Below are 22,284 nucleotides of genomic sequence, written 5' to 3'. Positions count from 1 at the left end.
CTTCTGTGGCCAGATTTTTTATTTCAACCACGCCATCCGCTTCCTGCGTGACCACGCAGACGCACTTGACCCCCTGATCGTGCAGGACAAAAAGATCACCTCGCTCAAGGTAGCGGTCGATCATGTCTTCCTGCTCATCGCCGAGCAAAAGAAGATCAAGAAAATCCTTCTTTCTTTTACTGACAATTGAAATGGATATGGGCATATATTCTCCGCTGCTTGAAATGCTATGGAAAGCGCATACGCAAAATGGGCGAAAGCCGTTCAGCTTTCGCCCAAAAATTCTTTACACGCCACCATTACGGAACACCTGCACCGTGCCAATATAATGGCAGACGGCCAAAACAGATACCCGTGCAGTTCGACGCTGGCTTTGCAGAAACCACTGTTTCTGCAACATACCCGCTAGTCTGCCCTAGATGCCGCCAAGCATTTCCATATCATCGTTGGAAAGCAGCTTGTCCAGGTCCAGCATAATAAGCAGACGGTCCTGAAGCTTGCCGACGCCGCTGATGTAGTCCGAATCAACTCCGGCAACCACTGGTGGCGGCGGTTCCACCGTGCTGGCGGGAATGCGCAGTACTTCGGAAACGGCATCCACCACAAAGCCCACGATGATATTGTTGATTTCAATAACAATGATCCGCGTGTTTTTGTCGTGCGCTTTGGACGCAAGACCGAAACGGCGGCGCAGATCAATGATGGGAATCACCTTTCCACGCAAATTGATGACGCCTTCCACAAACTCGGGAGCGCGAGGCACCCTGGTGATCTCCATAGTGCGGATAATTTCCTGCACTTTCAGGATATTTACCCCGAATTCCTCTTCACCGATGCTGAAGGTCACCAGTTGCAGAAGTTCGTCTTCCTGCTTTCTCTGACTCAAATCCATGTGCGCTCCTTATTGCAACCAGCCGCTCAACCTACTAAAGGCCGCCAGCCTCAGCCTCGGCCCAACCAGTACCTACTGTAGGGCTTATCGGCAAATTGGTAAAGCACCATAGGGCCGATAAAAAAACTCTACGGTCCAAATGCGTCACGCATGGCCTGTTCAAGACTCTCACTTCCGTACACATCGCGCAAAACCAGCGGCGACGTAGACATGTCCCCTGCGGGAAAAAGCGCAGTAAGGGGAATGCTCTTGCTGCCCAGCGCCTCCAGAAGGCGTACGGCATAGGCATTGGCGCTGGTAAGATCCACGCGCACAAGCTCCATGCCATAGAGGGCCTGCAAGCGGCGCAAACGCTGGTCCGTCAACACGGTAGCTTCCATAAATTTGCAGTTGGGGCACCAGTCGGCAGTAAATTCCAGCAGCAAGGGCTTTTTGCCCAAAGTTGCCTCAAATGTTTGCGGATTAAAATCCCGCCATTGTGGCAAGGGAGACACGGGGCGAAGAACCCACGCAAAGGAGGCCAGCAAAAGCCCCAGACAGGCAAGGCCTACAACGCGACGACGCAGAGGCGGCGCAGATATGCTGCAATACTGCCCCCAAAGCCAGGCGCACAACGCAACGACCAGCAGCACGCTTAAAACTTGCATGTGTTTTTCCACCGGAAGAATGGAAAGCAGATACAAGGCGGTGCCCATAAGAAAAAATCCCACCACGCGTTCAAAAACATGCATCCATGCCCCGGGCTTGGGCAAAATACGCGCAAGAACGGGCCATATGCTAAAAAGTACATATGGCAGGGCCATCCCAAGGCCTACAGCCCAAAAAACGACTACAACCACCATAAGAGGCTGTGTGAAGGCCCACCCCAGCACGCCGCCCAGCAAGGGTCCGCTGCACGGTGTTGCCAGAAAGGTAGAGACAAGCCCGGTAAAGTAGGCCTGAAGGCAGGGATTTTTGGTGTTCGTGCCCGTTTTGAGGTCAATGACAGGCAGAGTAAAGACACCCATCATTGACAAGCCCATAAGAAATACCAGCAGCAGCATGACCAGCAACACGGCCTGGTTCTGATACAGCTGCCCCCACATGAGATCCGCCAGCCCCAGCACAAGGGCCAAGGCGCTGAACAGGGTCATGACCCCGGCTGCAAAGCATATGTTGTGCCGCCTGAAATGCTTGAGTCCTTCCTTGTCGCAGCCACCCACCATAAGCAGGCCGCTCACCTTAAATGTCAGCACAGGCAGCACACAGGGCATGGCGTTCAGCAGCAGCCCGGCCAGTATGCCAAAAAGCAAGGCCTTGCCGAGACCTGATATTTCCACAGATTCATTCATATACCGTGGGGTCAAGCTTATAAAATCATCCATAGGGGGCAAGGCCTTTTGCGTCTGCCCCTCGCCCATTGCAGGTTCGCCGTCCTTCTGGCCCAGCGTTTCTCCCTGAGATTCCAGCCAGCGGGCAATTCCCTCAGATCGGCCTGTCTGGCCCGCACCCGCTTGCGAATCCAGAGGAACAGCCGCAGCTGAAGCTCCGTCAAACGCAGGCAAGGCCTGCGTTGCATCCCCTTCAAAAAATTTGGGCGGCAGTTTTTTCAGATTGCGCCATTGCGCGGCCCAGGGCATCGCCTCAAGAGATTGCGTCGCGCGGGGCACTGCCCCTGTCACCTGCTGATTAACAGGCATGCAATTGCGCGTGGAACACAAAAGCATGCTTATGTCTGCCGTGAAAGGCTTTCCTTCATCTGCGCGAGCCAGTAGTACATAAAGGGTCACTTCATCTTCATAGACAAAAATAGTTGCCGAAGGATCATAAAAATCCCGTTGCACAGCGCCTTCAGGATACCACACGGCTTGTGGAACGCCGCCATCGACACTGAACCGCAGGGTTGTGGGGCGGCCCGCGTCGCCCGGGTTGTGCGCGTAGGCGTGAACGCTCTTGGGCAACGTCAGGTGCAGAGCGCCAACAACAGTGTCACCGTCCAGAGCCGTTTCAAGCCGGGCTGCAAGGGTATTTGCCCATGCCTGACAAGAAAAAACAAAGATGAACAAGGCTATACATAAAGGAATCAGCCGTAAGATCAGCGGATTTGTTTTTTGGTTAAAAAGCTTTGTTAAAAATAAAGCATTTAATTTCAACATATTAACTCTTTGTTCTCATTTTTTTTATAAACTTGCTTGACAGAGGGTACCCATCAGCGTAAACCCTTTTTCACGCAATGCGGGTCATTAGCTCAATTGGTAGAGCAGCTGACTCTTAATCAGTTGGTTCGGGGTTCGAGTCCCTGATGGCCCACCAGAAAAAACAAAGGTTCGTGGTTAAAAGCCACGAACCTTTTTTGGTATTTGCAACACAGCACACCAGTTCTTCAAGAACACAAGTACGCGCAGCAGCGCATGCCGCAGCCATATACAGCATGGCTGCGTTTACAGACGCGCATATAAAAGCTCTACCGCAGTACACATCCCTCTGTGAGAGCGGCTCGAAAGGTCTTTTCATGGCCGACGCAACTTGGGGCACAGGCCTATTGTTCCTCGCGATGAGGCGGGCTATGGCCGCACTGGCGACAGACGGTATGTGATCCCGGAGGGAAGGCGTTAAGTAGCTCAGCATTAGCAACATTTTATCCCTACTGCAGGCGCAAGTCCATCATTCACTTATGCCAGCGCCATAAAGATACCACACCAGTTTGGGATAAATCCATATATCCCGGCCAATCAAATTCGTTCGGCGTTATTTTCAAATAATGGACTTTACCCCTGTAGCGTGAAAAGCGGCCCTTTTTATGCCAGACGTGAGCGTAAGCACTAGCCAGTAAAGAAAAGAGTATTCGCGCAGGGAGCATTGCTGCCACATCTGACCCCTTGCGGGCACACGCGGTTTGTACCACACAGCGCCCCAAAATGATCAGGGCGGATACGCCTGCCGCTCAATGCCTGTCTGTAGAAACAGCCCCTAGAGCAGATTAATTTTGAAATGCATCACATTTCTAAGTTGTCACTATGTTCCCAGATGCGATTTTTGTCAGAACTCACGCCACGTTGCGGTGCGCTGCATTCTTGTGCCGTGTTAGAGCATTCAAACTTTTTTAAAGTTTTAATGCTCTAACAAAAAAAGTGAGCCTCTTTTTGGCAAAAAGGCTCACTTACACAGATGTTCAGTAAAAGATATTACAGAATGTACTGCGTCAAATCCTGGTCATTGCGCACGTCTTGCAGATGCTCTGCCACATAGGCCTTGTTGACCACAATCTGTGCGCCAGGCATTTCCGGCGCGTCAAAAGAGATGTCAGACAGAATTTTTTCCATAATGGTGTACAGGCGGCGCGCCCCGATATTTTCTGTGCGCGAATTGATGTCTTCCGCAAAGGCGGCAACTTCTTCCAATCCGTCTTCGGTGAAACTCAAGCGAATCTGCTCTGTTCCCAACAGGGCTTCATATTGCTTGGTAAGGGCGTTGTCAGGCTCCGTAAGAATGCGCAAAAATTCCTCGCGGCCCAGAGCCTGAAGCTCCACGCGCAGAGGAAAGCGCCCCTGAAGTTCGGGAATCATGTCCGAAGGTTTGCTGAAATGAAACGCGCCCGCCGCAATAAACAGGATGTGGTCTGTGCGCACCATGCCGTACTTGGTGTTCACGGCGCTGCCTTCCACTATGGGCAGCAGGTCACGTTGCACACCTTCGCGCGAAATGTCTGATGTGCGGTTTTGTGACGAGCTGGCTATCTTGTCTATTTCGTCAATAAAAATAATGCCGGTCTGCTCCACTCGTTCCTTGGCGCGCTCGACCAGAGCATCCTGATCTACAAGCTTGCCCGATTCTTCCTGAACCAGCACATTGAAGGCATCTCTGACCTTCATTTTGCGGCGGCTGCGCTTGGGCGGAAAAGCTTTGCTGAACATGTCCTTGACCTGTCCACCCATCTGCTCCATACCGGGAATGGCAAAAATATCCACTCCACCGCCGCCCATTTCCGTCACTTCCATTTCCACTTCGCGGCTGTCCAGAAAGCCAAGCCTGAACTGCTGCAACAGCTTTTCGCGCGTGGATACACGGTCTTCCGGCCCGAAAGAACCGGGCAGCAAAAGATCCATAAGGCGCGATTCCGCCGCGGCTTCGGCAGCCTTGCGCACGCGGGAGTTTTCCTCGTCGCGCACAAGATTTATGCCGATTTCCATCAAATCCCGCACCATAGATTCCACGTCCCGTCCAACGTAGCCCACTTCAGTGAACTTGGTGGCCTCCACCTTGATAAAAGGCGCGCCCGAAAGTTTGGCCAGGCGGCGTGCAATTTCGGTTTTGCCTACGCCAGTGGGGCCCATCATAATGATGTTCTTGGGGGAAACCTCGTCGCGCAATTCAAGAGGCAGATGCTGCCTGCGCCAGCGGTTTCGCACGGCAACGGCAACCATACGCTTGGCCTGCTCCTGGCCCACGACAAATTTATCCAGTTCGGCCACAATTTCACGGGGTGTCAAGGTGCTCATCAATCGCTCCTGCTAAGTTTGCTCTATCTATCAATATAGGCACTGTACACGGTATGGCAATGGCGCAGCGCAAATTTGGCGCACAATGGGGCGTCACTGATATGACGCAAAAATTGGGGCATTATTCGCTCGACGCTTTGCCCGGGATTTGACATTATGAGGTTCTGCCAGAATGCTTGGATCTAACACAGGTCCGGCAGTCACACATTGCTGTTGAGAATAATTATTGACTAGGTAAAGCTCTTGTAGCACAGTGGTTTCACAAACAAAGGCACAAGGAGTTTGTATGAATACAGTTACTTTCAAGGGCACCCCTTTGCACCTGATCGGCAATCAGCCCACAGTCGGGCAGAAAGCTCCGGACTTCACCCTGGCCGCCAACGACCTTAGCCCCCGCAGCCTCAAGGATTATGCGGGCAAGGTGCTGGTACTGGTGAGCGTGCCCTCTCTTGATACTCCTACATGCGATATGGAAGTGCGCCGCTTCAACAAGGAAGCAGCCGCTCTTTCAGACAAGGTGCGCATCGTGGCCGTAAGCTGCGACCTGCCCTTTGCCCAGGCCCGCTGGTGCGGCGCTGCTGGCGTTCAGTCTGTTGAAACCCTTTCTGACTACAAGGAAAGAGATTTCGGCAAAGATTACGGCCTGCTTATTGACGAACTGCGTCTGCTGGCCCGCGCCATCGTGATTGTGGCTCCTGACGGCACAGTGGCCTATACCCAGCTTGTTCCCGAAGTTGCCAGCGAACCGGATTATGACGCCGCCCTGGCTGTTGTTAAAAAACTAGCATAAAGCGCAGGCACACTGCCCTTCCGTGCCAGCGCACAATGAAAGCCTCCCTGCCAAGGCAGAGAGGCTTTCATATTGAAAAACATCTGACTATTTAAAGCTGATATTGCTTGAAACACTTGCGCAACGGCGAACAAAACCCGGCTACGACAATTTTGCGGCGGTGATTTGACAACAAATCATCGCAGGCGGTTCAAGCTTCCTCCGAATGCGAAGCAACAATTTTTGCGTCAGGCTGCCTTGCGGCTCCCGCGCACGCCTGCCACAAGAGCGCTTATGCCAAACCAGCAGCAAGCTACAAGAATCACTGTGGCCCCGCTGGCTGTGGCCATCCACTCCTGTGCAGAGAGAACAAGGCCGATAAAAGCCGAGCTCAAGCCCACAACAAGCGCCCACCAGAACATACCGCCCGCTGTGGTGGCCAGATTACGAGCCGTTGCCGCTGGCACGATGAGCAGCGCGGTCACAAGCAGCACGCCGACCGCCCAGACGGAAAACATGACCACCAGAGCCAGCAGGCCGGCAAAACTGTATTGCCACAGGGCAACACGTACCCCGTGAACACGGGCCATAACGGGGTTGAGGGCTATATACAGCAGTCGGTTGTATCCAATTATCTGAAAAAGCATCATGACGAGGAAAAGCAGAACCAGAAAGCCAGTTTCGTCTTCCGTAATGGTAAGGATATCACCGTATAAAAAACGCTGCATGTCGCGCCCCACGCCGGGGGCACGGCTGACCACAGCCAGCCCGAAAGCCACCACGGCAGAAAACACGATGCCAATGACCGTATCGCCGGAAAGATTGCTCCGCCGACGCACGGCCATTATGCCCAACCCCACCAGCAGACCGAAAAGGGGCATGGAAATTCGCGGGTTAATGGCAAGGATCAGGCCCAAAGCCACCCCGGCAAATGCAGAATGGCCGATAGCGTCTGAAAAAAAAGCCATACGAAAGCTGATGACTTCCACCCCGAGCACAGAAGCCATCGGAGCCAACAGAAGCAAGCCCAGCAAGGCCTGTTGCATAAAACGCATCTGCAGACAATCCAGCGGCAAACGCCCCAGAAGATCATATAATAATGTAAGATCAGGCATGATCTGCCTCCCCGGCGGCAGAGCGTGCAGGTTCGCCCGCAGGCCCGCCCTTTGCCCCATCAGAGCAGTGCCCTTGCGTCAAAAAATGCTCCGGGGTCACTGCCCCGCCACGGCGCTGTACACTGGAGTATTCCGGCAGAATCTTTTCCGGCGCGCACACGGCGCCGCACTGGGGGCAGCCGGGATCAGCAGGATCGCACTGGTCCGGGTAAAGGTGAATGGGCACACCAAAAAGCTCCATAAGCGTTGAAGCTCCAAGGGCTTCATGAGGCGCGCCTTCTGCGCAGACGTTCTTGTTGAGGCAAATGACGTGGGTTGCGTAATGCGCAGCCAATGAGAGGTTATGGCTGACCATTATCTGGGTGAAGCTTTGCTGCAAACGAACTTTGTTAAGTACCTCCCAGAACAGGCGCTCACCCTGCACGTCAACCCCGGCAGCGGGTTCGTCCAGCACCAGCAGGCGAGGTTCGCGGGCAAGGGCCGCAGCCAGCAGCACCCGGCGCATTTCGCCGCCGGAAAGATCACTCAGACGGCGATTTTCAAGCTTTTCAGCCTGCACCAGAGCCAGCAGTTCCCGCGCCTGCCCGCAAATGGAATGCTTAAGCCCAAACCACAACGGGCGTCGCTGCCTGTTCAGCGCCAAAAACTCGCTCACGCGCAGGGGCAGGCTTGCATCCATATGCAGATGCTGCGGCACATAGGCCGTGCGCGGCAGGCCTGAAAGGCCTGCCGCTTCAATACGGCCAGTATAGTTCATTTCACCGATCAGGCAGAGCAGCAGCGTGGTCTTGCCCGCCCCGTTGGGGCCAACCAGCACGGTACTGCTGCCAGCGGGCACCGTGGCGCACACATCTTCCAGGATGAGCCTTCCGCCACGGCACACGCATACATGATCAAAAACAAGGGCAGGAGCGGAATTATCAGCGCTGCTCAAAATACTTCTCAAGGATGTTGATGTTGTTGTTCATAGTTTTTTCATAATGGTCCAGCGACGGATTTGCCGGGCCAGAGGCCAGGGAATCCAGTTGGGCTGAGGGAATCCCAACTTCGCGAGAGAGGGTTTGCACAGCCTTGTCCGAATACTGCGGCTCGCTTGCGATGAGGGCGGGCTTATGCTCGCGCAGCACCTCAGCCACCTTGAGCAGACGTGCAGCCGAAGGCTGCGCTTCTTCATTTTCCTGAATAACAGCTACAACTTCAAGGCCGCCATCACGCGCCATATAAACCAGGGCGTCGTGCATGAGCGCAATTCCCTTGTTGGATGACTTGTTGCCCAGCGTTGAAAGCCGTTCACCCAGATTCGCCAGAACCTTTCCATAAGCTTGGGCGTTGGCCTCATACGTGGCGGCATGCTGCGGGTCGGCCTTGGCAAGACCATCAGCCATATTCTTTACCATAATGCCAGCCTGTACGGGGCTTGCAAAGGCATGAGGGTTCACGCCACCGTGATCGTGGACATGGCCATGCTCGTGTGCGTGATCGTGCTCGCCTTCCTCATGTTCGTGACTGACAGCTGCGTGGTCATGCCCGCCGTGCGCGTCCGAAGCTTCCTGATGCTCGTCTTCTTCGCCATCAGCTTCCATCACAGGGGTGATTCCGGTGCTGCTGTCCACCACAACCAAACCCGGCTTGGCATTGGGCAAAGCTTTCTGCATAAAATCATCCAGACCAAGCCCATTGAGCAGCAGCACGTCGGCCTGAGCCAGTTTCTGCATGTCCTTGGGGGTCAGGGCATAGTCGTGGGGGCAGCCAGTCTGGGCCGGAATAAGCAGGTCAACCTGAGCGCCCGGCCTGTTTTGAACCACATTACGCGCAAGAAGATATACGGGGTAGGTTGTGGCAAGAATACGCAGCGTGCCCTGATTTGAAGCAGCGGAAACACCCTGCGGTGCAAACAGCCCCAAGCCTGCGAGGCTGACCGCAATCAAAGCAGCGGCGGCGCCATGACGAAAAACCGTAAATATGCTTTTTTTCATAGTATTACTCCATTTCACCAGATCAATGTTCTTGGTTATGCCTCCACTATGGGCCTGTCAAGGCAGCATGGGAGAGGCATAGGGCAATACAGAAAGGCCGCCTTGAAGACGGCCTTATTTAGAGCAGATGAACTTTGAGAATATATATTCCAAAGTTCAAGACACGCTCGCTACGGCGTTCAACCGCGCGAATAAATCGCGCTTGCGCTTCCACGGCGGGCGTCTGCTCACGCAGCCACCTGAGCATTTCAATGTGAAATTACTCAGTTATTTTGGCTGCATCATGCCTTCAACCCGCTTTTCCCTTGGGTGCGTGCCGTATAAATGTGCCGTCTTCCAGCTCAAAAAAAGCCTGCTTCAATTCTTCGTCCGTGTTCATGACAATGGGGCCGCCCCAGGCCACTGGTTCACGCAGGGGCGCGCCGGAAACCAGCACAAATCGCGCGCCCTCGGGGCCGCCCACAAGGCTCACCGCCTCACCGGGAGTGAACAGGCAAGCGTTTCGATGCGGAATTTCGCCATCGCCGCCAGCCAGTTCGCAGATGCCTTCAACCATATAGGCAAAAACCGTGTCCTGCGGCTTGGTGGCCACAGTCCAGAGTGCGCCGGGCTTCAGCGTTACATCCAGAAACATCACGTCCACATGATCGCCCCTGGTAGCCCCGGAAACACCGTCGTATTCCCCGGCTACCACGGATACGAGAGCACCGCCCTCCTCCACTTTCGGCACCATATCGGCCTTGATGTCCCTGTATTCGGGATCGACCATCTTGCGCGCGCGCGGCAGGTTGATCCATAGCTGCAGGCCTAGCATGCGGCGGGATACCTGGGGCATCTCCTGATGCAGTATGCCGCTGCCTGCCGTCATCCACTGGCAGCCGCCGTCGATGATGCTTCCTGCATTGCCAAGGCTGTCTTCATGATCAATGCGCCCGCGCATAAGATAGGTGAAGGTTTCAATGCCACGGTGCGGATGTGTCGGGAAACCTTTAATATAATCCTGAGGATTTTCAGAATCAAATGCGTCCAGCATGAGAAATGGGTCAAAATTGCGTACTGTGGGCGAACCAAGCACACGCACAAGGTGTACGCCAGCTCCATCAATGGCCTTTCGGCCTGTGACCAGTTCAGCAATAGCGCGCTTTTTCATAGCAGCTCCTTTGGACGGGCGTGCACAGGTGTGGAAAACTTGCCGACAATAGTGGAATGCTGTACCAAGGCGGTATGCTTCTGCCATTTCGGCCTGCAAGCCCTGTTTCAAGTAAACAGAAAACAGCGCCGGGGGCAACCCGTCCATATCGCTGCCGCCTCACAAAATCCCTCTGGCGGTCACCTGTTCTCCAATATATATCCGGCGTAACCGCCAATCGGCCAAAACCATGCATAGTAGCCTTGTTGCCTCAATTCTGCTGGTCATGTTCGCCGTCCTGTATCCTGTGCCGGAATCGGCTGCTCAAAATACCGGCAATCGCTCCATGCAGGAAAACAATAAAGCGGATGCAGCCTCCGTAACACCGTCTGAATCAATGCCGGAACCTGCCCCTGCCCTTACACCAGCTCCCCTCCCTGACCCCGTAACTGCACCAGACTCTGCCCCCAAGCCTGAAGAAAACCAGCCCGAGGGCAAACTTCAAAATCAGGCTGAGGAAAAGAAAAACCTGACGGAAGACAACAAACAGCCGGAAACACCCGACGGCACACTGCCATCTGTTCTTGCTCCACGCCAGTTGCCACCGCTCAAGGAACTGCTTACCTCCCCCTTCGGACCGCGCCGCATGCCCACATGGCTGAGCCGCCGAGGCATGGTGGTGCGCGATCACAGCGGCATTGACCTGCGTGCCCGTCTGGACTGGCCTGTTGTGGCCTTTCGTAGCGGCAAGGTCATGCATGCTGGCAAGGATGGTTTATCCGGCGTTGTGGTGGATATTCTTCAGGACGACGGCATGACGGCACGCTATGCCCATCTGGGAAAGACGCTGGTAAAAAAGGGGCAGGAAGTATCACAGGGAACACCTGTGGGACTGGTGGGCTGCACAGGCCGCACAACCGGGGCGCACCTGCACTTCGGCCTGCGTGACACATCGGGCAAGCTTGTCGACCCCCTGCCCTTTCTGACCAGAGGCGAAGACGTTCTGCGCCCGGCCCCGGAAGACATACCGGAACAGCTGACACCGCAGACCTGTGGTCCTGTGATGCGTGGACGCGATGGCCGCCCGGCGCGGGCGGGACGCAGCCTCAAGGAACTTGAAAATTACACGCCGCCGCCTATTCCCCGCTGGGAGGACAGGCACTGATCCGGGCGTGTTTTCTACCGGGTTTGCGTATCACGCCCGCGCGCTGTTTCTTTGCCCTGCTGACATATAAGGTCGCCAGACCCGCTGTCAGCAATATCTGCCCCACAAACAGCGTGGGATCACGGTCCATAACGGCGGCCCCGCAAACAAGAGCCGCCCCGGCAAGAACAAGAAATTTTTGGCGAAAAAACAGGCCCAGAGCCTGCATGCCAGCTCCAAAAGCCAGCATGAGACCCCAGGCCCATAAAAAAGCAGTCTCAGGGGGCAGCCAGTAAACCTGAGGCTGATCCGACAGAATTCGTTCCGCAGCTGCAACGCGTTGTCCGCCATTCTGGAGCAGCCCCAGGGCAGCAGCCATCATGACCGGACAACTCCGCACAGATTATTCCCACACCAAAGCGCACCATTCCCCGTCCAATACCCGGCGGGGTTTGGGCAGGCACTGGGCCATGTACGCTTCTTCAACGCTGTCAGCCTGAATTTCCAGCAATCCTGAAAGGACGAGGCACGCGCCGGGTTTGCAGGCCTGCACAATAAGCGGCGCAAGCTCAATAAGCGGGCGGGCAAGAATATTTGCCAATACCACGTCATACGTTTTACCCGGCACGGCATCTATGCTGCCCTGCGCCACTGCAAATTCTTCCACATGGTTGAGCACGCGATTTTCCAGCGCGTTTTCCACGGCAAGCGCGTCGATATCAAGGCCTTCGCCCTTGAGACCACTTTTGCAGCAGGCAATGCCAAGCACGCCAGATCCCGTGCCAAGATCCAGAAAAGTCTCGCCGGGTGATACGCGCCCCGCGTCAATCAGGTCGCTCAACACCATAAGACACAGGGCGGTTGTTGCATGATGCCCGGTGCCAAAAGCGCTTTTGGGTTCAATAAGTACCTTGATGCGGCAGGGAAAGTCCTGAGTGTCTGCCAGCCAGGGCGGCAGAACCACAAAGCGCTTGCCACACGGCACGGGCGTAAAAAACTGCCGCCACGCTGCAAGCCAGTCCTGCGCTTCAAGAGTTTGCATTTTGCATTTTGCCGAGGGCACACGCGCTTCAAAAGTGCTGCGCAGCCCTTCGATAAATTCGGCATTTTCACAGTGTATGCGAAAACGGCTCTCGCCTGTGGGCAGGCTTTCTTCCTCCCAGCCGAAGGAAACTTCCAGGGTTAAAAGGCCCACGGCAATGTCATAGGCGTTTTCATCCACAATGATCTCAAGCTGAAAAATATTCTTCATGATCCATCTCTGTTTTGCTGTGACAGGCTGAAAAGTCAGGCCAGCATGACAGACTTTGCCCCTGTGGTCGAGGGCGTCGTTTCCGGACATCCCGCAATTCTGGCACAACAGGCAACAAGACGCTCCTTGCTCTGGCAATAATCCCTAAAATCCGTAGCATATTGCCATACGGGAGGATTCCTAGTAAAAAAATGGTTTGCACTCCCCTTTGTAATTCGCTTTTTTCAAGGAAAGCACATGCCTACAAGCACGGAAGAACTGAAAAACCTTCTCGCCGTGATCCGCGCCGACTTTGATGTGGATTTCGAGCCCATGCAGATTGATGAAAATCCTCTGCAAATTCTGTCCATCAACAATATGCAGTCCCATCTGGACAAGCTGCTGCAAAAGCATGCCATCCGCGATCCGTTGAAAGACCTGCCCCTGTGGGCCAAGGTATGGCCCGGCTCTTTTGTACTGGGGCGGCTGCTGCGCAAGTATGAACCGCAGGGCAAAAACCTGCTGGAACTGGGCGCCGGATGCGGCGTTCTTAGCCTGATTGCTGCCCGTTACGGCTTCAGCCGTATCGTGCTCAGCGACGTGGTTGAAGAAGCCCTGCGCTTTGCACGGGCCAATGTACTGCGCAACAACATGCAGGATATTATTGAAGTGGCCCGCGTGGACGTGACCGCCCCTGGGCGTGATCCGCGATTCAGCCAGGGCTTTGACCTCATGGCCGCTTCGGAAATTCTTTATCTTGAAGAACTGCACAGACCGCTGGTGAAGTTTGTAGACCGTCACCTTGCCCCCGGCGGCAAGGCTCTGTTCTGCACAGACATGGCCCGCGCCAAACCCCATTTTGCCAAAGTGGCTTCAAAAACCTTCAAGGTTACTGAAGGCCGCATTGGCGTAAAAACCCACGACGACGACGGCGAAGAACAGCGCCGCGTTTACAGTATTTTGATTCTGGAGCGTTCATGAACAGCCACTTGCCCTGCATTCGCCTTGTCCCTTGCCCCAAGGGCTACACCCGCGACCTCGACAAAACAATGAGCCCGCCGCAAACTATTGCGCGTGTACGCCAACGGCTTACCGAGGCTGATTTGGACATTCTGGCCCGTACCACCAGGGTGGACGTGAACAGGTTGGGCATACCCGTTTTCCTGAGCGTATGCGGCGCAGACGCCCGTCGGGTCATGCCCACCCGCAAACAGATGGGCAAGGGTTCCTCGCCGGAGCAGGCCGAGGCCTCTGCTCTTATGGAATTGATGGAACGCTATGCCTTTTTCAGCTTCTGGCAAGAGCGCCCGCATATGGTGCGCGCCACGTGGAGCGAGGCGGAAGCGCGATTTGGCGATGCCCTGCTGCCGCTGCAAGAAATGCTGCGCTCAGTCAATGAAGAACTGGACGAAGCAAAAGCGCGCAAAGTGCTGGATCTCATCAGCTGGAGTTTCTACCCGGCCACGCGCCTGCCCGATGAAAGCACGGTCTGGCTGCCACTGGACTGGTTCAAGCTGTTGGGCGAGTTCAACGGAACCTCAGCAGGCAATAGCCCCGAAGAATCCCTGCTGCAGGGCCTGAGCGAACTGATTGAGCGCCACGTGTGCTGCCTGGCAGACCGTGAACGCCTCGTTACCCCCAGCATTGATCCTGCCTCCTGCCACGACCCTGTGCTCTGCCAGCTGCTTGAGGCCTTTGCCAGAGAGGGCGTACACATTGTGCTCAAGGATTTTTCTCTGGATATGCCGCTGCCCACAGTTGCTGCCATTGCCTGGGACCCCACCACCATCGGCAAAAGCTCTGAAATCGTATTCACAGCAGGCACGGCAGCGTCTCCGGCCAAGGCTGCCATCCGCGCCGTGACGGAAATTGCCCAGCTTGCGGGAGATTTTTGCACCAACGCCTGCTACGAGGCGTCAGGCCTGTCAAAGTTCAATACTCTTGAAGAAGCGGCATGGCTTTTCGACGGCCCCACTGCCAGCCTGGACAGCCTGCCCACAGTGGAAAACAACGATATCAAGCAGGAGCTTCTTACAGCCCTTGAAGGCCTGCGCCCCTTGACGATGTATGCGGTGGAAACAACCCATCCCCGCCTGGGTATTCCCGCCCACTACAACATTGTGCCGGGCATGGCGTTCAGAGAGCGTGACCTCAATCAAAGCCTGGGCCTCTTTGTGGGCCGCAAGCTGGTGGAAGAAGCCGACGCCCCCACCGCTCTGGAAGGCCTGGAAGTTCTTGAAGAGTGCTACCCCAATGCGCATTTTCTGCCCTTCTTCAAGGGTATGCTGGCCCTGCGTGCCGAAGACTGGAACAGCGCCAGCGCTCTGTTCGCCGCGGCCATACCCCTGCAACCCGGTGCAGACGCCCAGGCTCTTGCAGCCTTTTATCTGGGCTATACAGAGACCCTTCAGGGGCACTGGGCTGAAGCCATCCCCGCGCTGGCAAAGGCTGTTGAACTGTGCCCGGAAATGAAAGAGTACGGAAACCTGCTGGGCGTGGCCCATTTCAAGACAGGAAACTACGCTATGGCTGCTGACGCCTTTGCAGCCGTGCTGCGGGTAGACAAAGGCTCCGCTATGGACCTTGCCAATCTTGGCCTGTGCGAAAAATTCCTGGGCAAAAATGAAGAAGCGCGTCAGCATCTGGCCGCAGCGCTTGAACTTGACCCCAATCTGGATTTCGCCCGACAGCATCTGGCCCAACTGGAAGGATAAACAGCCTTTCCAAATAAAGAATACGGTCTCAGGCCGCATACCTGCCAACAACCAGCGGCGCGGATTTATGCAAATCCGCGCCGCTGTCATTTCATTATATTGAACATTTCAATTTGAGCCTGCACAAAAACTTCTGGCGGCACATAAGACGAAAAACTGAAATAAAAGCGGGCTTACTGAGGGTAAAGTGCATTGCGGAAATTTTTTCAAAAGATTCCCGCAGCATAAAATACCATAATTGAAAGCGCCCTGCCGCCGTGGCCCTGCTGGTTGCCTACAGGCCGTAAAATCCCCATACGTTGCGCGTAAGCACTACGCAGTTTACTGCTGAACCAGGCACGGGCAAAGGGCTGTCGCCCGGAACAATACTGACGCGCACGGGCGTATAAACAGCAGGAGCCGCTGCCCGTTCCGCGGGTTTTGCGCCCTGAGCAACTTGCGGGTTTGCAGGCAACGGCTGCGGCGCAAGAACATCATTCACAGCGCCGCGCAGGCTCAAACCACCCTCCAGTTCTATAAGGCAGGGTTGGCCGGGCTGTATGACATCTGTTCTGTCACCAGAAAAATAGGCCAGCACCCAATAGTTTTCAGTTACTGACGCGCCTTCGGGCAACAGCAGAATCAGGGCTTCGCCACGCTGCGCCGACCGGCCGGGAACTCCCAGAACCCGCAGCACGCGGCTGTCAACGGGAGCGTACAGATTAGCATCCACCTGCACAGGCTGAGATCTTTGGGCATTGGGAGTCACAGGCGCATACCGCTGCTGCGAAGCCATCTGCTTGAAGCGCAGCGTTTCCTGCCGGATGCGGCCAAGTTCCTGCTCCAGAGCAGCGCGCATGCGGCTGGCCTCTTCAAATTCCACCTTGGCCTGTTCCATATGCCTGCGGGCTTGCGCTTCGGCCTGAGTTGCCTCGGCATACCGATTTTTTCCCGCAGATCTTTCGCCCCCCTGACTGTCCAGAGACCGCAGTTGCAACTGTAGCCGTACATGGGTGGACACACGCTCTTGCCGCAACTGCAGTTTCGCGTCTTCTTCATTACGGGCCAGAGCCAGACGGCGCACCATATCCTGCTCCGCATCCTGCGCGGCCTTGAGCCTGGCGGCAGTTTCTTCCATTGTGGGCGGCCCGGCCATGCTGCGCAAGGCAGCGGCTTCGCGCCCGGCCTCGCCAATGCGGGCACTGTAGGCACGGGCGTTCATACGCAACAGGGGTTGCCCACGGAGCACGTGGTCGCCTTCTTTTACATAAAAAACTTCAACGGGAGCAGAAAATTCAGGCGCAACTACATGCACCATAGCGTCCAGCATGGCCCGGTCACTAACAATACGCCCTTGGGCCAGCCACCATAAGACGCCGCCTGCACAAATCAGCAAAAGCCCCCACAAGGGCAAAAGGCGCAACCACAAGGGGCGGGGTCCACCCTTCTTGCGGGCGGGCATTTCTATATACAATGCTTCGGACATGACAGTTCCTTGGCTTGAAGCGTGTCGTATGGTCTTGAAAAAAGTATGCAGATACCGTACCAGATCTCGCGGCGTATTTATGCAAAACAGGCTTTACAAGGCCGGGGCGGGCGCATACAAAGGCTGCATCGCCGCATTTCCCGGCTTCATGTCAAAACTCCGCCAGGAGAACAAATCATCATGTCCATCGCGCGTTTTTGCGCCCTGCTCTGTCTGGGCGGCCTGCTTTTTGGCTGTTCCACACGCCCCGTGGTTGTGGTGGAAAAAGATCAGTTTATCCGCATGGCCAAGGCTATGCCCAAAGAACTTCAAGCCCGCGACCTGCTGGACGACAAGGGCTCCTATGTGGCTCCTATGTCGTTTGCAGGCTACAAAAGCTATGGAGAAGAGCTCTTCAAACGGCTTTCGCCATCGTTTATGGTGGGCGAATCCACGCACGATGTTTATCTGGGCAACACCTTTGCCGCAACCATGCTTCCTGACAGCCGCGTCAAACATTGGGATAACGGGTTTCGCATAAGCCACGCAACCCAGACCGTAACTGTCAATATGGTGGCTATAGCTGACTGGAACAATGACGGACAGGACGAATGGATCGTCTCCTGCATGGTCGAACCGCGCATGGGCGGGCGTTCGCGCACCTACTATCTGCTTGTGCCGCCGCCGCAGAACAGCACTGAAGTTCTCAAGGGCACGATCGCTGCCATCAATGAGTGCTTTGGTTTGTCCTGCACGGTCTTTGTACGCGACAGCAAGATCATTGAGCGCACGGCCTCCAACCCGCTTCTGCCGCCCACCGAGGTACACGACGTGGTTCCCGGCCTGCAGCCCGTCACCGAACCGCCCAACAAGGCATCTTCAAAGGGTGGTCTGGAAGAACGCAGCCTGTAGAGGACTTTCATTATGCGACGCTCTGGCGACTGCATAAGCTGACGCCCGCCGTGGAGGGGCGCACAGAGCCTGCCGGGCCCCATGAGAACATGCGGTCTCAAAGTTGATCTGCCCTAGGCATGTCCTGATCAGCCCTGCCGCAGTTCAGCGATAGAAGATACGAAAAGCCCCGGTCATAATGACCGGGGCTTTTCATGTATCAAAGATTGGCAAAATATACGCGGCAGGTCGCCCATACTTTGGCTGACTTGAGAACACGCTCTCTCAAGGCTTGAGGACGCTACGCCGATAACGGTGTGAACAGTTTTTGTTTACAACAGCTTTTGGAGCAATTTCAAAACGAAATTGCTCTAGTCACATACGCCGTCATGCTCCGCTCCAGCGGGCACGGTGCATGCATCCTGCCTTTTGCCGGTTCCATTGCACTCAAAGCACACGGTATTGTCCTGATTTTTCCCAGTGCCGCAACAGGCGGGGCAAGTGGTGTAATCGTCATTAACTTTTTTCTCAGCCATAGGAGTCCTCCTTTTTCGGCTAACTTGATGCCAAACTACCACACTTGGTCCAAAAGATACAGCCCACCTGACGCCCAAAAGCCGTCAGGTGGGCTGTAGAAATTATAAACCCGAATTTATGCTGGTACAGCCTAGGTGCGGCTGCGCGGCAAAAAGAGGTTAAGCGCCACGCCTGTCACCGCAGCAAGGCCGATGCCGCCCAGTTTGAAACTGCCAATGCTGAACTGCATGCCGCCAACGCCGAAGATTATGATAAGAGCCACAATAATCATATTTCTTGGCTCCATCAAATCTTTGCCAGCGCGCACAAGGGTATTCAGACCAACAACCATGATGGCCCCAAAGAGCAAAATCATGATGCCGCCCATAACTGGCACAGGAATGGACGACAGAAATGCGCCGATTTTTGAAACAAAAGAAAGCAGAATGGCCGTCAGCGCCGCCCATGTCATGACAGCGGGATTGAACACTCGCGTCAGACTTACCGCGCCGATAACTTCTGCATAGGTTGTGCAGGGCGGGCCGCCCACCATACCTGCGGCCATAGTGGCCACGCCGTCGCCGAACATTGTGGTGTGCACGCCGGGATCTTTAAGATAATCCTTGCCCGTTATGGAGCTGATGGCCACAATATCGCCAAAATGTTCAATGGCAGGCGCCAAAGTTATGGGCATGATAAAAAGAATGGGTTCCCAGGCAAACTCGGGGGAGGTAAAGTTGGGAAGACTCATCCACGGAGTTGCGGCCACCTTTGTCCAGTCGCCCAGACCAAAGTAAAGTGCTGCCGCAAACCCGGCCACAATGCCGCACAATATGGGCATGAGGCGCAGAAATCCCTTACCTAGCAGCGACACGAGCACCGTGACCAGCAAGGACGTCATCGAAACCCACAGGGCCGTTTCTTCGGGCACCAGCTGCACCGCGCCGTCGCCGGTTTTGCCCAGAGCCATATTTACGGCAACCGGGGCCAGAATCAGGCCGATAACCATAATGACAGGCCCGGTAACCACTGGCGGCAGCACACGCAGCACCACGTCGATGCCACGCCAGCGAATAAGACCGCTCAGAATAAAATAGACAAAACCCGAACACACCAGACCGCCAAGGGTCTGGGCCATGCCCCAGGTCTGTACCCCGTAGATTATGGGTGCAATAAAGGCAAAAGAAGACGCAAGGAATATGGGCACCTTGCCTCTGGTGCAGATCTGAAACAGCAAAGTGCCTACCCCTGCGGTAAACAGGGCCACGTTGCTGTCCAGCCCAGTAAGAATGGGCACCAGCACCAGCGCGCCAAAGGCCACAAAAAGCATCTGCGCGCCAATCAGGCAATCCCTGAAGCGCAGGTTATAGTCGGTGGGTAAATACTCCCGCCGTGGGCTGGCTGAGCTCATATGCGGCCTCGATGTCTTTACAGGGTGGACAGCAGCGTTACTTGGTGCCGAAAATACGGTCCCCGGCATCACCAAGGCCAGGAATGATATAGCCATCTTCGTTGAGATGATCGTCAATGGCTGCGGTGTATATGTCCACATCAGGGTGAGCCGCCTGTACCTTGGCAAGGCCTTCGGGCGCGCACACCAGATTGAGGCTGCATATGTTACGGCAGCCGTGGCGTTTCAGAAGTTCAATGGTGGCAATAAGCGAACCGCCCGTGGCCAGCATCGGGTCAAGAATAATGGCAAGCCGCTGGTCCATATCACTGGCGAGCTTGACATAGTACTCTACTGGCTGAAGAGTTTCTTCATTGCGGTACAGCCCCACAACGCTGATCTTGGCGCCGGGGATCATGTCCAGCACGCCGTCCATAAGACCAATACCTGCACGCAGGATAGGGACGACAGTTACTTTTTTGCCGGAAATGGCCTCAATCTCCACAGGCCCGGCCCAACCCTGCACAATGTGCTTCTCAGTGCGAAAACCCTTGGTGGCTTCATAAATAAGCAGGCCCGCCACTTCATTGGATACACTGCGGAATTCACTGGTGGAGGTAGACTCCATGCGCAAAATGCCGATCTTGTGGCGAACAAGGGGATGATCTACAACATAAACGGCCATGGGCCCTCCTTATAGTCATTGACTAACATATTGTTTTCATAAGTAATAAATCTTAACAAGGTTATTCTTGAGGCCGTCGTTTGTCAAGCAATATGCACGCCTGCATCAAACATCACTTCTGACCGCGCAGTTCTTCTTGCCTGTAAAGACCGATGGTGAGAAAATAAGAAAAAGTTGATAATCTGGAGGAATCACATGCCAGCCAAAGTATTTTATACAGATACCCATTCCCGCTCGCACGAAGAAAGCAAGCTCGCCAAGGTAGCCCGTCTGTGCGACGCCCTTAACTTCAAAAAATTTATCAAAAAAAATGAGCTGACGGCCGTAAAGCTGCACTTTGGCGAATACGGCAATGACACGCACCTGAACCCCACGCTGGTACGTCAGGTGGTGGACAAAATCTCCGCTGCTGGCGGCAAGGCTTTTCTTACAGACACCACAACGCTTTACTCCGGCAGCAGGCATAATGCCGTTGACCATCTGCAAACCGCCTACCGGCACGGATTTTCGCCTTCCGTAGTGGCAGCCCCTGTCGTTATTGCCGACGGACTGTTTGGCGAAAACGACGTGCCCGTGCGCGTCAACTGCAAACACTTCAAAGACGTGCATATCGCAACTGAAATCAGCAAGGCCCCAGCCCTGGTGGTGTTAAGCCATTTCAAGGGACATCAGATGGCCGGGTTCGGCGGCGCGATCAAAAACCTTGCAATGGGCGGAGCTTCAGTACGCGGTAAAAAAGAACAGCACGCTACCCACGTGAGCGTGAACGAAGACACCTGTATTGGCTGCGGCAAGTGCGTGCGCTCCTGCCCGCAGGACGCCCTGAGCATGCACAAAAAGAAAAGTAAGGTGGACATTTCGCGCTGTGTGGGCTGTTTTGAATGTATGACCGTCTGCCCTGTCGCCGCCATCGACATTGAATGGGAAGCGGAAATGGAACCCTTTATGGAGCGCATGACCGAATACGCCTACGGCGTCGTCAAGGGCAGAAAAAAGCGCATCTGCTACATCAACTTTGTTATCAACGTCACGCCCGACTGCGACTGCGTGGGCTGGAGCGACATGCCTATGGTTCCCGACGTGGGCATACTGGCCTCCACAGATCCCGTCGCCCTGGACCAGGCCTGCTTTGACCTTGTAAACAAAGCGCCCAGCCTGTCTGGCGAAAAGAAAGAAAAGGGCGAAAAGCAGGACAAGGCTGAAAAACTGGACAAATTCACGGCTCGCTGGCCCAACACGCGCGGTCCGGTGCAGCTCCAGTATGGTGAAGAAATTGGCCTCGGCAGCCGCAAGTACGAGCTTGTAAAGGTTTAACGCCGTACAGAGACGCTGCACACCATCTTGCTGACGGGCCGGAATCTTCTTTACTACAGAAGTATTCCGGCCCGTTGTCATTACAGGCGACAAATGTTCTGCAAATTTCCGGCGTAAATACAGCTTCCTTTTTAATAAAATGACAGCCACATGAGGAGGCCACAAGGCATGAAGAATACGACCAGCAAGCAAAAAACACAGCAGGAATACTGGAACGCCCGAGCGCGCACATTTCCACGGTTTGAAGAAGGCGATCAAACCTATGAGGCTGGCATGCTGCAACGAATCAAGGACGCGGGAGTGGATTTCAGCGGCAAAAGCGTTCTGGATGTGGGCAGCGGCAGCGGCATGTATACGTTGCGGCTGGCGCGCATGGCCCAAAGCGTCACGGCCCTGGACGTTTCAGACGAAATGTTGCGCCTGCTGCAAGATGACGCAACAACTATGGGTATCACCAACATCACTACTGTCCATTCCGGCTGGGACGATTTTGATGCAAGCCAACGCTTTGACATCGTTTTCGCTTCAATGACTCCAGCCATTGATAGCGATGAAAGCCGTGAAAAACTTATGCGCGCCGCTTCCGGCTGGGTTGT

At 55.0% G+C, this 22,284-nt stretch carries 20 protein-coding genes, 1 tRNA gene and 1 pseudogene; 8 read left to right on the top strand and 14 right to left on the bottom strand.

Annotation, left to right across the window (positions count from 1 at the left end):
- The 3 genes and pseudogenes from QM579_RS12955 to QM579_RS12945 all read right to left on the bottom strand — a co-directional run.
- Positions 1–205: pseudogene (locus QM579_RS12955) on the bottom strand (GNAT family N-acetyltransferase); the annotation flags it as partial.
- A 210-nt stretch (positions 206–415) separates the two neighbouring features.
- Entirely contained in the window at positions 416–892 is a 477-nt protein-coding gene (locus QM579_RS12950) for a chemotaxis protein CheW (RefSeq protein WP_414999549.1), read from the bottom strand.
- A 128-nt stretch (positions 893–1,020) separates the two neighbouring features.
- A complete protein-coding gene (locus QM579_RS12945) occupies positions 1,021–2,937 on the bottom strand; it encodes a cytochrome c biogenesis protein CcdA (RefSeq protein WP_414999548.1) in 1,917 nt (638 codons plus the stop codon).
- Positions 2,938–3,108: 171 nt separating this feature from the next.
- Between QM579_RS12945 and QM579_RS12940 the strand changes: the two genes are divergently transcribed.
- Positions 3,109–3,184 (top strand) — tRNA-Lys (locus tag QM579_RS12940).
- 872 nt (positions 3,185–4,056) lie between these two features.
- Here QM579_RS12940 and hslU read toward each other — a convergent pair.
- Positions 4,057–5,370, bottom strand: coding sequence for an ATP-dependent protease ATPase subunit HslU (hslU, locus tag QM579_RS12935; RefSeq protein WP_414999547.1), 1,314 nt, complete (start codon positions 5,368–5,370; stop codon positions 4,057–4,059).
- 286 nt (positions 5,371–5,656) lie between these two features.
- Between hslU and tpx the strand changes: the two genes are divergently transcribed.
- Positions 5,657–6,160: a thiol peroxidase gene (tpx, locus tag QM579_RS12930; RefSeq protein ID WP_183718140.1), complete on the top strand. Its 504-nt coding sequence runs from the start codon at positions 5,657–5,659 to the stop codon at positions 6,158–6,160.
- A 227-nt stretch (positions 6,161–6,387) separates the two neighbouring features.
- Here the strand turns inward: tpx and QM579_RS12925 are convergent, their stop codons facing one another.
- From QM579_RS12925 to QM579_RS12910, 4 genes are all read right to left on the bottom strand, one after another.
- The gene (locus QM579_RS12925) at positions 6,388–7,254 is read right to left on the bottom strand and encodes a metal ABC transporter permease (protein ID WP_414999546.1); all 867 of its coding nucleotides are present in this window, start codon (positions 7,252–7,254) and stop codon (positions 6,388–6,390) included.
- Positions 7,247–8,188, bottom strand: a complete 942-nt coding sequence (locus QM579_RS12920; protein WP_414999545.1) for a metal ABC transporter ATP-binding protein — start codon at positions 8,186–8,188, stop codon at positions 7,247–7,249. The genes QM579_RS12925 and QM579_RS12920 overlap by 8 nt, the downstream gene beginning before the upstream one ends.
- Positions 8,175–9,230 carry a metal ABC transporter substrate-binding protein gene (locus tag QM579_RS12915; RefSeq protein ID WP_414999544.1) on the bottom strand — a complete coding sequence of 352 codons (1,056 nt, stop codon included), beginning with the start codon at positions 9,228–9,230 and terminating at the stop codon, positions 8,175–8,177. The genes QM579_RS12920 and QM579_RS12915 overlap by 14 nt, the downstream gene beginning before the upstream one ends.
- 289 nt (positions 9,231–9,519) lie before the next feature.
- Entirely contained in the window at positions 9,520–10,380 is an 861-nt protein-coding gene (locus QM579_RS12910; protein ID WP_414999543.1) for a pirin family protein, read from the bottom strand.
- 229 nt (positions 10,381–10,609) lie between these two features.
- On the opposite strand from QM579_RS12910, the gene QM579_RS12905 reads away from it, so the two are divergent.
- Positions 10,610–11,524, top strand: a complete 915-nt coding sequence (locus QM579_RS12905) for a peptidoglycan DD-metalloendopeptidase family protein (RefSeq protein ID WP_414999542.1) — start codon at positions 10,610–10,612, stop codon at positions 11,522–11,524.
- On the opposite strand, the gene QM579_RS12900 is transcribed toward QM579_RS12905, so the two are convergent.
- Complete coding sequence (locus QM579_RS12900) at positions 11,496–11,885, bottom strand: hypothetical protein (protein ID WP_414999541.1); 390 nt, start codon at positions 11,883–11,885, stop codon at positions 11,496–11,498. The two genes, QM579_RS12905 and QM579_RS12900, sit on opposite strands and share 29 nt — an antisense overlap.
- 21 nt (positions 11,886–11,906) lie before the next feature.
- Complete coding sequence (locus tag QM579_RS12895) at positions 11,907–12,755, bottom strand: 50S ribosomal protein L11 methyltransferase (RefSeq protein ID WP_414999540.1); 849 nt, start codon at positions 12,753–12,755, stop codon at positions 11,907–11,909.
- Between the two features lie 237 nt (positions 12,756–12,992).
- Here QM579_RS12895 and QM579_RS12890 point away from each other — a divergent pair, with 237 nt between their 5' ends.
- On the top strand, positions 12,993–13,715 hold the full coding sequence (locus tag QM579_RS12890) for a class I SAM-dependent methyltransferase (RefSeq protein ID WP_414999539.1): 723 nt from the start codon (positions 12,993–12,995) through the stop codon (positions 13,713–13,715).
- A complete protein-coding gene (locus QM579_RS12885; RefSeq protein ID WP_414999538.1) occupies positions 13,712–15,448 on the top strand; it encodes a YcaO-like family protein in 1,737 nt (578 codons plus the stop codon). Before QM579_RS12890 ends, QM579_RS12885 begins: the two co-directional genes overlap by 4 nt.
- A gap of 274 nt (positions 15,449–15,722) precedes the next feature.
- Here the strand turns inward: QM579_RS12885 and QM579_RS12880 are convergent, their stop codons facing one another.
- Positions 15,723–16,913, bottom strand: a complete 1,191-nt coding sequence (locus tag QM579_RS12880; protein WP_414999537.1) for an HlyD family secretion protein — start codon at positions 16,911–16,913, stop codon at positions 15,723–15,725.
- A gap of 180 nt (positions 16,914–17,093) precedes the next feature.
- Here QM579_RS12880 and QM579_RS12875 point away from each other — a divergent pair, with 180 nt between their 5' ends.
- Positions 17,094–17,804, top strand: a complete 711-nt coding sequence (locus tag QM579_RS12875; protein WP_414999536.1) for a hypothetical protein — start codon at positions 17,094–17,096, stop codon at positions 17,802–17,804.
- Between the two features lie 350 nt (positions 17,805–18,154).
- Here QM579_RS12875 and QM579_RS12870 read toward each other — a convergent pair whose 3' ends face one another.
- From QM579_RS12870 to upp, 3 genes are all read right to left on the bottom strand, one after another.
- Positions 18,155–18,319: a chaperone protein gene (locus QM579_RS12870; RefSeq protein ID WP_414999535.1), complete on the bottom strand. Its 165-nt coding sequence runs from the start codon at positions 18,317–18,319 to the stop codon at positions 18,155–18,157.
- 131 nt (positions 18,320–18,450) lie between these two features.
- A complete protein-coding gene (locus QM579_RS12865; protein ID WP_414999534.1) occupies positions 18,451–19,710 on the bottom strand; it encodes a uracil-xanthine permease family protein in 1,260 nt (419 codons plus the stop codon).
- Between the two features lie 37 nt (positions 19,711–19,747).
- A complete protein-coding gene (gene upp, locus QM579_RS12860) occupies positions 19,748–20,374 on the bottom strand; it encodes a uracil phosphoribosyltransferase (protein WP_414999533.1) in 627 nt (208 codons plus the stop codon).
- 195 nt (positions 20,375–20,569) lie between these two features.
- On the opposite strand from upp, the gene QM579_RS12855 reads away from it, so the two are divergent.
- Together QM579_RS12855 and QM579_RS12850 are read left to right on the top strand one after the other, a co-directional pair.
- A complete protein-coding gene (locus QM579_RS12855; RefSeq protein WP_414999532.1) occupies positions 20,570–21,688 on the top strand; it encodes a DUF362 domain-containing protein in 1,119 nt (372 codons plus the stop codon).
- Positions 21,689–21,856: 168 nt separating this feature from the next.
- Positions 21,857–22,284 (top strand): class I SAM-dependent methyltransferase (locus QM579_RS12850; RefSeq protein ID WP_414999531.1); only part of this gene is annotated, 428 nt, incomplete at its 3' end.

This window comes from Desulfovibrio sp., from assembly GCF_047607245.1.
Taxonomy (GTDB): Bacteria; Desulfobacterota; Desulfovibrionia; order Desulfovibrionales; family Desulfovibrionaceae; genus Desulfovibrio.
The sequence above is the reverse complement of the archived record's forward strand: the minus strand, read 5'-3'. Positions and strand labels throughout refer to the sequence as shown.

Coding starts and splice junctions, on each gene's coding strand:
- QM579_RS12950 (WP_414999549.1), bottom strand. CDS start 892: ATGGATTTGAGTCAGAGAAAGCAGGAAGACGAACTTCTGCAACTGGTG.
- QM579_RS12900 (WP_414999541.1), bottom strand. CDS start 11,885: ATGATGGCTGCTGCCCTGGGGCTGCTCCAGAATGGCGGACAACGCGTT.
- QM579_RS12855 (WP_414999532.1), top strand. CDS start 20,570: ATGCCAGCCAAAGTATTTTATACAGATACCCATTCCCGCTCGCACGAA.
- QM579_RS12910 (WP_414999543.1), bottom strand. CDS start 10,380: ATGAAAAAGCGCGCTATTGCTGAACTGGTCACAGGCCGAAAGGCCATT.
- QM579_RS12905 (WP_414999542.1), top strand. CDS start 10,610: ATGCATAGTAGCCTTGTTGCCTCAATTCTGCTGGTCATGTTCGCCGTC.
- QM579_RS12925 (WP_414999546.1), bottom strand. CDS start 7,254: ATGCCTGATCTTACATTATTATATGATCTTCTGGGGCGTTTGCCGCTG.
- QM579_RS12915 (WP_414999544.1), bottom strand. CDS start 9,230: ATGAAAAAAAGCATATTTACGGTTTTTCGTCATGGCGCCGCCGCTGCT.
- QM579_RS12880 (WP_414999537.1), bottom strand. CDS start 16,913: ATGTCCGAAGCATTGTATATAGAAATGCCCGCCCGCAAGAAGGGTGGA.
- tpx (WP_183718140.1), top strand. CDS start 5,657: ATGAATACAGTTACTTTCAAGGGCACCCCTTTGCACCTGATCGGCAAT.
- upp (WP_414999533.1), bottom strand. CDS start 20,374: ATGGCCGTTTATGTTGTAGATCATCCCCTTGTTCGCCACAAGATCGGC.
- QM579_RS12895 (WP_414999540.1), bottom strand. CDS start 12,755: ATGAAGAATATTTTTCAGCTTGAGATCATTGTGGATGAAAACGCCTAT.
- QM579_RS12870 (WP_414999535.1), bottom strand. CDS start 18,319: ATGGCTGAGAAAAAAGTTAATGACGATTACACCACTTGCCCCGCCTGT.
- hslU (WP_414999547.1), bottom strand. CDS start 5,370: ATGAGCACCTTGACACCCCGTGAAATTGTGGCCGAACTGGATAAATTT.
- QM579_RS12890 (WP_414999539.1), top strand. CDS start 12,993: ATGCCTACAAGCACGGAAGAACTGAAAAACCTTCTCGCCGTGATCCGC.
- QM579_RS12885 (WP_414999538.1), top strand. CDS start 13,712: ATGAACAGCCACTTGCCCTGCATTCGCCTTGTCCCTTGCCCCAAGGGC.
- QM579_RS12865 (WP_414999534.1), bottom strand. CDS start 19,710: ATGAGCTCAGCCAGCCCACGGCGGGAGTATTTACCCACCGACTATAAC.
- QM579_RS12875 (WP_414999536.1), top strand. CDS start 17,094: ATGTCCATCGCGCGTTTTTGCGCCCTGCTCTGTCTGGGCGGCCTGCTT.